The sequence below is a fragment of the Pseudoalteromonas sp. APM04 genome, assembly GCF_022809815.1.
GTDB classification, from domain to species: domain Bacteria; phylum Pseudomonadota; class Gammaproteobacteria; order Enterobacterales; family Alteromonadaceae; genus Pseudoalteromonas; species Pseudoalteromonas marina.
In genome coordinates this window covers 684,664-693,804 of record NZ_CP094442.1, presented here as the reverse complement: position 1 = coordinate 693,804, position 9,141 = coordinate 684,664, and the positions used below count along the sequence as shown (strand labels likewise).

The window sequence follows — 9,141 nt, the reverse complement described above, 5'->3', positions numbered from 1 at the left end:
GCTGTGGTAGAAATACGCGCGATTAGCTCGCTATAAACATGTTGAACTAAGCCGCTACGCGGAGATCCTATTCTGACCATTTGAGCCACACTTACCTTGGGGTTATCCCATAACTTGGAGGTAAGTCATGAATACACTCATTGAACAAGTCAAAACTGAAATAGCCTATCGTGGTTATTCGCAAAGTACCTGTAAAAGCTACTGTGAACATTTACTAAAACTCAGTCATTATTTTAATAAACCACTCGATTCGATTACTGATGACGAGATTAACGCCTTTTTTAACGATCCTGCGATTCGTGAACTTTCCAGATCGAGTCAAAAAATACAGATAAACAGTATTTGGTTCTTGTTTAAGAATATTTTACACCGGCCATTGAACTTAGATATTACACTGCCAAAAGTAAAACTGCGTGCACCCACGTATTTATCGCGCGATGACATGCGACGGCTTATAGAGAGTTGCACCGATATGCGCTTAAAAACATTGATTATGGTGTGCTATGGGTGTGGCTTACGTATTGGCGAATTGTTACGTATCAAAGTGCAAGACATCGATGGCCAGCGTAAAACCATTTTAATTGAACAAGGTAAAGGAGATAAATCGCGTTATGTTGTAGTTTCAGATAGCGTACTAAACCAATTACGCAGTTACTGGAAAATGTACCACCCAACAGGCTGGATGTTTTATTCACGATGGTTAATGGATAAACCCATGTCACCCTCAAGTTTCAGAAAGCCATTGAGAAAACATGCACAAGCGTGTGGCTTAAAGCACTGTAATCCACATGCTTTACGCCATGCTTATGCAACACACCAACTTGAATCAGGTATGCCACTTCATCAACTGCAACATCAGCTTGGTCACAGTGATATTAAAACCACACAAAGTTACTTACATTGGTTACCAGAGTTAGGTCATGGCGGCATTGATTTGCTTGCGAGCTGGGGTAAACAATGAGCGCTTTACACCTCGCTGATATTTTAAACTCGAATCTTGAGAATTATCGCCAGCATCATACGATGAGCTATCAACAACTGCGTGTCTGTCAGCATCTTCAATCATGCAGAACAGGTCAGCTCGGTTACCAAGCATGGCAATGTGATAACTGTGGTGAGTCACAAAAGATTGGATGTAGCTGTCGAGACCGTCATTGTCCACGTTGCCAAGGCATGGCTACGGCTAAGTGGGTGCAAAGGCAGCAAGAGGATTTATTACCGTGTCGGTATTTCCACCTTGTTTTTACGCTCCCCCATGAGTTGAATATCATTGCGCACTATAACCCAAACGCGTTGTACCAGTGTTTATTTAAAGCCGCATGGCAAACGCTGTGTAAATTTGCGAAACGAAAGAGGCATGGTCAGTTAGGCATGACAAGCGTACTGCATACATGGGGGCAAAACTTAAGTCAGCATATCCACTTGCATTGTTTGATACCCGCAGGTGCACTTGAAAAAACGCACTGGCATGAAATAGAAAAAGGCTATTTATACCCCGTAAAAGCGTTATCAACAGTCTTTAGAGGTAAAATGCTGGCGGCGCTCAATGAAGGCGATGGTTCATTCGCGAAGATAAACACGCCAACCAAATGGTGCGTGTATAGCAAAGCCTGTTTAACGTACAGTGAAAAGCTAGTTAGTTACCTTGCTCGTTATACACGAAAAGGCGTGATGTCAGAATCGCGATTAGTGTCAGCGAATGAGCAGTCAGTGAGCTTTAAATACCGCGATTATGCAGATAACAACCGCGATAAAGTAATGACACTGAGCTGTGATGAATTTTTACGGCGTTACTTACAACATGTATTGCCCAAAGGGTTTATGCGCATTCGTCACTATGGTTTTTTAGCTAATGCATGTCGCAAGCGAAAGTTAGCATTAATAAGGTCACAAGAATCACACATAGGTAAAGTGGAGAAGCTAAAGACAGAAAACGTAACACTGATACCGCATTGGCCTTGCCAGCATTGTAAGGTAGGTATCATGCGATTAATTGGCGTATTCAAGTTATATGAAACAACGACCAAAGTAGAGCGAACGAGTTAGCAGCTAGGTAGCTGCTTAAAATCAATTAGTTAACCTGCTTAACTGCTCAGGCTAGCGGCCTCTGTACGTGTAAAAAATATAATTGCTTATTAAGGCAAATTTAGGTGTAATGAATACATAATAAGCGCTGAGCAATGCAGGGAAAGCTTACATAACACTTTCCTAGCTGATTAAATCAGCTAGGAAAGTGAGAGCCTCCAAAAAGCAAATTCCCATAGCATAAACAACACCAACTCTGACACACCGAGCAGGTAGCGGCTCAGTCCAACAAGCGATTATGCAACACAAACAGCGTGTCGCATAAATACTAAAATGTTAGCAGTCTAAGGATAGAATTTGCGTAATCTTATATTTTTCTTTTTCATATTCCTCACAGGCTGTGCGCCACACACAGTTACTTTTATGAGCCCGAAGGGGATTAGCGGCGATGCTACTATAAATGGCTGTGGTCAAATCCCTTCGACCTTTCAATACGAAATGAAAGACTCTAAGTATAAAGTCGATCTACATTACAATTCTGTTTACTTAGTAGTCGAAGTTGTCGATGGAAGTAATGTTGAATGGCTGAACAATGAAATCACTGTACTGGTAAATAATGAAAGCCATATTTTGAAAGCTAAAAACTTAATCCGAGACGATCGTGTAAGAGATCCTTGTGGGGGCTTTACTGATACGTTTAACTGTAAAACCTATCGAAACTACTATTTAAATATAGAAATTGAAGCTCTCAAAGGCGCTACTCAAGTAAACATAGTTCCTCCAATACCAATGGTAAATAAAAAGGCTTTTGAGGTTTCAGAAATAGAATTTAAAGAAGTTACAAAAACACTAATGCAGGCAATCAACTGCTAACAACACGCCCTGAGGTGGACGACTAGTAAAATTTAGCTATTAATTGCAAATTTTAAAAGTGGTGAGCCTCTGCGTTTCAATGCTGCTAAATACGTCGATTCATCGTAGGGTGTATTCGTTTTCCAACACCTAAATACAATCCTTATCCATTTAAATGCCAGTGATCTAATAATGCTGTTATGCGGCTTACCCTTGGCTTTTTGTTGCTCATAATACGCTTTAGCCCAAAATGAATAACGAATAGAAAAGCCTGCCCATTCTACAAATGTTTGCCTTAAAAAAGTGGGGCAACTATAACGCCAATGCGTCCACATTTTTTGACCACTGCGCTCAATAACAGGCGCTATACCAGCGTACTTTTGAAGTTCTGCAGCATCATTGTAACGCGCACGATTACTCCCAAAAGCAACAAGTAAACGTGGGGCGAGTTGTGGACCTGCGCCGGGTAAGCTATCAAATATCTTTTTATCCTGCTGGGCTTTATAAGCCGATTTTATTGCTTTATCGAGCTTTTCAATGCCCTTTAATAACACTTTAAATTGCGTGATAAGCACTTCAACGAGCATTTGATTAGGTACAATTACTCCTTCGTCCAGAGTTAATGGCATCGCATTTTTAATACTGTCTAGTCGTGCATTATTAACCGTGCAATAGTGTGAATTATGACTCTCAAAAAAGTCGAGTAAGGTCTGTTTTCTTGCTTTTTTAACCGCAGTGAGTGATGGCCATTTCTGAATGAAGTCGCAGAATATATACGTGTCCTTTTCTTTAAACCATTCAAGTGCCTGCGGGTAATAATTCTTTAATGTCGCCGTTATTTTATTGGATAAATCGACACTGTCTTGCACTAAACTTCGGCGATATTCAACAAGCTGAGACAGCGTTCGCATAGCTGCTGACTCGGGCTCAATGACAGAGAGCTTATCCATGTGTAACTTAAGAATTTCAACTTGCAGAAAGGCATCTGATGGGTCATCTTTTGCGCCACTGGGCGTAAAAGCCTGGCGATATTTAGCAACAGCACAAGGATTAACGGTGAATAAAGTAAGGTGGTCGTATTTAGCTAATGCATAAATAAGCGGGCCTTTTTTAAGTTCGCAAACAATCGCTATTTTCTGGTCTGGATAACGCTGTTTAATATCCATAGCCCATTCATGCAACGCTTCAGGTCTGTGTTTAACAACGGTGTAATGATATTTATTAGTGCTTGTTGGATGCTCACAAATATCATGTTTTTTATCGGCCCAATCAATGCCAATGAGTGCAGCAAAATTATCAACGTTATATGCTTTCATTTTATAGCGCCTACGGTTAAAGTTAAGGACGGAATGTGCTTAAATCTCGTTTCTCGCAGGTCTTATAGATAGTCTTGGTCGGCAATCCCTGAGTATGCGTTTTGAAATCGAGGTGCTCTGTTGGCTCGAACGTCTTGTTAAAAACATTGGATGTTCGTCATTCAATATTCGTAACCAACAGAAGCATATTCCACTTAATATAATAGTCAGTTACTTTTAAATTAAGTGGCTTGGTCGAACTATAAGTTACTCAAAAGGACGCAAAACGCTTGGCTTGCGCTCCTTCGTCGCTAATTTTAGCCAAGCATTTGTGCGCCCATTAGTAAGGCGTTGGTATGACTCCCATTGTCAAATTAAACGCACTGATCCTTGCCTAACTTTTTAAGCCATAATTATTTTAGCTCGAATTAGAGCGAGTTAATACATAGGATGAAGCAAGTAATGTCGTCGGTTATCTTGCTGATATTCGTTGGTTATTACTATTTCTAGTAACAGAGCAGACCTTACTTATTTCGTCGTGGCACCTGTCTTCAGTCTATGTTCGTGGTTCAATGCAGCGTTAGCTGCATTGCCATCCTAACGCCGTCGGTGGTTGTGCCACACCCGATGCTTGATCCCATGCATTAACTCTAATTCTTTTATCATGCGGGTACTCTTGCCAATCTAAGTTTTTTATTCACTGGCGTAAGCACCACTTCTCTTGCAATAGCCCATATGTACGCAATCATTTCTCGGGCAATGGCGGTAACAACCAGATTGTAGTGTTTCCCTTTGGCTATCATTTTTTTATAGCGTTTGCAGAGCCTAATCTGTGCTTTCCACGCAATATCAATAATGTCCTTTGGTAAACCTTCTTGTCGTTTTTGCATATCTGTGGATATATTTGCTGCATAGCGATAAGTATGTGCACCTTCCACAAGAAGGCGCCTTGCTCGGCCGTTCCCGCATTTTGTGATGGCGCCAATATGGCGTTTGCCACCACTCGAGTGTTCACTGGGTACAAGACCGAGATAACTCATTAATTTGCGGGGATGGTCGAAACGCGATAAATCGCCAAGCTCAGCAACAACGCCAGTGGCGACCAACAAACGGACACCACGCATAGCTTGTATTGCTTTTACTACAGGATAATAACGCCACTGGTGAACGTGGTGTGTTAGTTCATTATCTAGCCGCTCAAGTCGGCTTATTCGTTCGGTAATTGTGTGTAAAAATTCTTGTAAGACGATGTGCTGAGCGGGGTGTGGCAACACAAGCTCAGTGAGCCAACGTAAATGTTTTTGTGACCAATTCGCAGTGCCTTTGTAATTAATATTATTGCGAAGCAGCAGCGCCTTTAATTGATATTTGGCATCTTTTAAATCCTTCATGGCTACTTCGCGTGCACGAGATAAATCACGTACAGCTTCATCTTCAGGCTCAGGAACATAGATAGGTGTTAAATCTTCAGACTTAAGTAATTTAGCAAGCTTAAGGGCATCACGTTTATCGGTTTTAATTTTCTCACCAGGTTTTTTAGGAATAAGAGAAGGTGCAACCACATAACAGCAATGGCCAAGGCTGGTAATTAATCGGTAAATCCAATAACCACATGGGCCAGCTTCATAAACAAAATGAAGTGTTGCGCCAGGGTATTTCGATTCGAACTGGCGAACAAGCTTTTGAACGGCCATTTTGGAAGACGAAACTCGGCCAAGATGAACAGGTTGCGCACCTCTATGTTCTTCAATATAGGCAACTTCATTGAATTCTTTATGTGTATCAAGACCGATAAAAAGTATGCTATGTTTATTCATGTTAGCCTCTGCTGTTTAGTTAATTGACAAACTAATTATGGCTCTGGCTTTGAATTAAGCTAACCCACGAAAAGCGGAGGCTAACACCGTGTGGGAGTCATTATGTCTAGTTTTACCTAGAGAAAAGTTGTCATGAAAAAGTCCATTGTAATATTTCTTGCATTTTCATTTGTGTCTTTAAGTGCTTTTGCTGAAACACTTAACGAAAAGGTTGCTAGAAATACAGCAAATTGCTTAGCTGGTCATGTTGCTACTAATAGCCCAATGTACCAATCAGGTGAAACATCAAAATACTTAGCGGTTCTTGAAAAAGCAGTTGGTAGTGAAAACACAGCTAAATATTTTGAAGATGCAGTAAAAAAGCTTAAATCTGCTGTTCGTATGCTTGGTTCTACCCCAGATGAAGAAGGAGCTTTCTTAATTAAAAAGTTCTGCCCCGCAGTAGATCAAATTATAAATCGTGGTGAGTAAAACTAACAAGTTGCTCAAGAAAGGACGCAAAAAGCTTGGCTGCGCTCATTCTTCGCTAATTATAGCCAAGCATTTTTCGCCTCTTAGCAAGGCGTTGGTATGACTCCCATTGTCAAATTAAACGCACTGATCCTTGCCTAACTTTTTAAGCCATAATTATTTTAGCTCGAATTAGAGCGAGTTAATACATAGGATGAAGCAAGTAATGTCGTCGGTTATCTTGCTGATATTCGTTGGTTATTACTATTTCTAGTAACAGAGCAGACCTTACTTATTTCGTCGTGGCACCTGTCTTCAGTCTATGTTCGTGGTTCAATGCAGCGTTAGCTGCATTGCCATCCTAACGCCGTCGGTGGTTGTGCCACACCCGATGCTTGATCCCATGCATTAACTCTAATTCTTTTATCATGCGGGTACTCTTGCCAATCTAAGTTTTTTATTCACTGGCGTAAGCACCACTTCTCTTGCAATAGCCCATATGTACGCAATCATTTCTCGGGCAATGGCGGTAACAACCAGATTGTAGTGTTTCCCTTTGGCTATCATTTTTTTATAGCGTTTGCAGAGCCTAATCTGTGCTTTCCACGCAATATCAATAATGTCCTTTGGTAAACCTTCTTGTCGTTTTTGCATATCTGTGGATATATTTGCTGCATAGCGATAAGTATGTGCACCTTCCACAAGAAGGCGCCTTGCTCGGCCGTTCCCGCATTTTGTGATGGCGCCAATATGGCGTTTGCCACCACTCGAGTGTTCACTGGGTACAAGACCGAGATAACTCATTAATTTGCGGGGATGGTCGAAACGCGATAAATCGCCAAGCTCAGCAACAACGCCAGTGGCGACCAACAAACGGACACCACGCATAGCTTGTATTGCTTTTACTACAGGATAATAACGCCACTGGTGAACGTGGTGTGTTAGTTCATTATCTAGCCGCTCAAGTCGGCTTATTCGTTCGGTAATTGTGTGTAAAAATTCTTGTAAGACGATGTGCTGAGCGGGGTGTGGCAACACAAGCTCAGTGAGCCAACGTAAATGTTTTTGTGACCAATTCGCAGTGCCTTTGTAATTAATATTATTGCGAAGCAGCAGCGCCTTTAATTGATATTTGGCATCTTTTAAATCCTTCATGGCTACTTCGCGTGCACGAGATAAATCACGTACAGCTTCATCTTCAGGCTCAGGAACATAGATAGGTGTTAAATCTTCAGACTTAAGTAATTTAGCAAGCTTAAGGGCATCACGTTTATCGGTTTTAATTTTCTCACCAGGTTTTTTAGGAATAAGAGAAGGTGCAACCACATAACAGCAATGGCCAAGGCTGGTAATTAATCGGTAAATCCAATAACCACATGGGCCAGCTTCATAAACAAAATGAAGTGTTGCGCCAGGGTATTTCGATTCGAACTGGCGAACAAGCTTTTGAACGGCCATTTTGGAAGACGAAACTCGGCCAAGATGAACAGGTTGCGCACCTCTATGTTCTTCAATATAGGCAACTTCATTGAATTCTTTATGTGTATCAAGACCGATAAAAAGTATGCTATGTTTATTCATGTTAGCCTCTGCTGTTTAGTTAATTGACAAACTAATTATGGCTCTGGCTTTGAATTAAGCTAACCCACGAAAAGCGGAGGCTAACACCGTGTGGGAGTCATTATGTCTAGATATTCAGGGAAGGTTCGAGTTTGTTTAATCTATTAAAATTTATAAGTATCGTTTTACAAGGCTTTTTACTCTTATCATTATTTAATTTTTTTTCAGGTTTATATTCCGCGTTTCTAAAATTATCTACAAACGATCCTAAATTAATAGCAGGTCATTTATCGACAGGCATCGTGTTTTCTCTTATACAAATAACTCCTGCTTTAATCGGTCTAATTATCAGTGTTTGGTTATTGAATAAAAATCATAGCTCCAAGTTGTTTGTTATTTACTGCAAATACTTCGCGTATCTGTGGCTTTTATTTATTCCTATTGGTACATTTTTAGGTATTAAGCAACTAAAAAGGTTAAAGAATACCTAACAAGGCGCTCAAGAGGGAAAATTTACAGTTGGCTGTTTTCACTCCGTTCAACATTTTAGCCAACAATATTTTTCCGCTTAAGTGGGTGTTATATCGCTGTAAACATCGCCTGTCGCCTCACTGTCGTGTGAATTTCGTAACCGACAATCGATTAAAACATGGATAGTTTCCTCTCACATTGGTAAGGAGCCCAAATGATAGTCAAACGTCTTAGAGAAAAACGAAACTGGTCACAAGAACAACTTGCCACGTTAAGCGGCTTGAGTACTAGAACTATTCAACGAATAGAAAGCGGAAACAAGGCCAGTATAGAATCTCTTAAAGCCCTTGCCTCTGTGTTTGAAATTGACATTTCTAAACTTCAAGAGGAAATTATCGTGATAGACAAAACATCTAAAGAATGGAACAAAGAGCCGTTATGGGTCAGGTTTTCGTTTTGGGGAGTAAAAGCAAGAAAGCAAATTATTATGTTAGAAATGATGACGGTGCTCTTGGGCCTATTAACTTGGTTCATAAAACCCGACGTTATCGCAACGCCAGCATTCTTTCTTCTAGCTTACATCTTTTCTAAGATGAAGCATTATATTGATACGAAGAAATATTGGTGAGTAGCGATATAACAACTCAATAAACTCACTCACTTCGTTCGCT

The 9,141-nt window shown here is 40.6% G+C and carries 8 protein-coding genes; 5 read left to right on the top strand and 3 right to left on the bottom strand.

Annotation, left to right across the window (positions count from 1 at the left end; genetic code table 11):
- Positions 1 to 127: 127 nt before the first annotated feature.
- The 3 genes from MTP24_RS18945 (at position 128) to MTP24_RS18935 (ending at position 2,898) form a co-directional block, all read left to right on the top strand.
- A complete protein-coding gene (locus MTP24_RS18945; RefSeq protein WP_243533905.1) occupies positions 128 to 961 on the top strand; it encodes a tyrosine-type recombinase/integrase in 834 nt (277 codons plus the stop codon).
- Positions 958 to 2,046 (top strand): IS91 family transposase, encoded by a 1,089-nt coding sequence (locus MTP24_RS18940; protein WP_243533907.1) that lies wholly within the window; start codon positions 958 to 960, stop codon positions 2,044 to 2,046. Before MTP24_RS18945 ends, MTP24_RS18940 begins: the two co-directional genes overlap by 4 nt.
- 336 nt (positions 2,047 to 2,382) lie before the next feature.
- Entirely contained in the window at positions 2,383 to 2,898 is a 516-nt protein-coding gene (locus tag MTP24_RS18935; RefSeq protein ID WP_243534139.1) for a hypothetical protein, read from the top strand.
- A gap of 32 nt (positions 2,899 to 2,930) precedes the next feature.
- Here MTP24_RS18935 and MTP24_RS18930 read toward each other — a convergent pair whose 3' ends face one another.
- Together MTP24_RS18930 and MTP24_RS18925 are read right to left on the bottom strand one after the other, a co-directional pair.
- Complete coding sequence (locus MTP24_RS18930; protein ID WP_243531257.1) at positions 2,931 to 4,193, bottom strand: IS110 family transposase; 1,263 nt, start codon at positions 4,191 to 4,193, stop codon at positions 2,931 to 2,933.
- A gap of 641 nt (positions 4,194 to 4,834) precedes the next feature.
- Positions 4,835 to 5,989: an IS110 family transposase gene (locus MTP24_RS18925; RefSeq protein WP_138740772.1), complete on the bottom strand. Its 1,155-nt coding sequence runs from the start codon at positions 5,987 to 5,989 to the stop codon at positions 4,835 to 4,837.
- A 132-nt stretch (positions 5,990 to 6,121) separates the two neighbouring features.
- Between MTP24_RS18925 and MTP24_RS18920 the strand changes: the two genes are divergently transcribed.
- Entirely contained in the window at positions 6,122 to 6,460 is a 339-nt protein-coding gene (locus tag MTP24_RS18920; protein ID WP_243534137.1) for a hypothetical protein, read from the top strand.
- Between the two features lie 405 nt (positions 6,461 to 6,865).
- Here MTP24_RS18920 and MTP24_RS18915 read toward each other — a convergent pair whose 3' ends face one another.
- The gene (locus tag MTP24_RS18915; RefSeq protein ID WP_138740772.1) at positions 6,866 to 8,020 is read right to left on the bottom strand and encodes an IS110 family transposase; all 1,155 of its coding nucleotides are present in this window, start codon (positions 8,018 to 8,020) and stop codon (positions 6,866 to 6,868) included.
- Positions 8,021 to 8,684: 664 nt separating this feature from the next.
- Between MTP24_RS18915 and MTP24_RS18910 the strand changes: the two genes are divergently transcribed.
- Positions 8,685 to 9,098, top strand: coding sequence for a helix-turn-helix transcriptional regulator (locus MTP24_RS18910; RefSeq protein WP_243534135.1), 414 nt, complete (start codon positions 8,685 to 8,687; stop codon positions 9,096 to 9,098).
- The last annotated feature ends 43 nt before the right edge of the window (positions 9,099 to 9,141 follow it).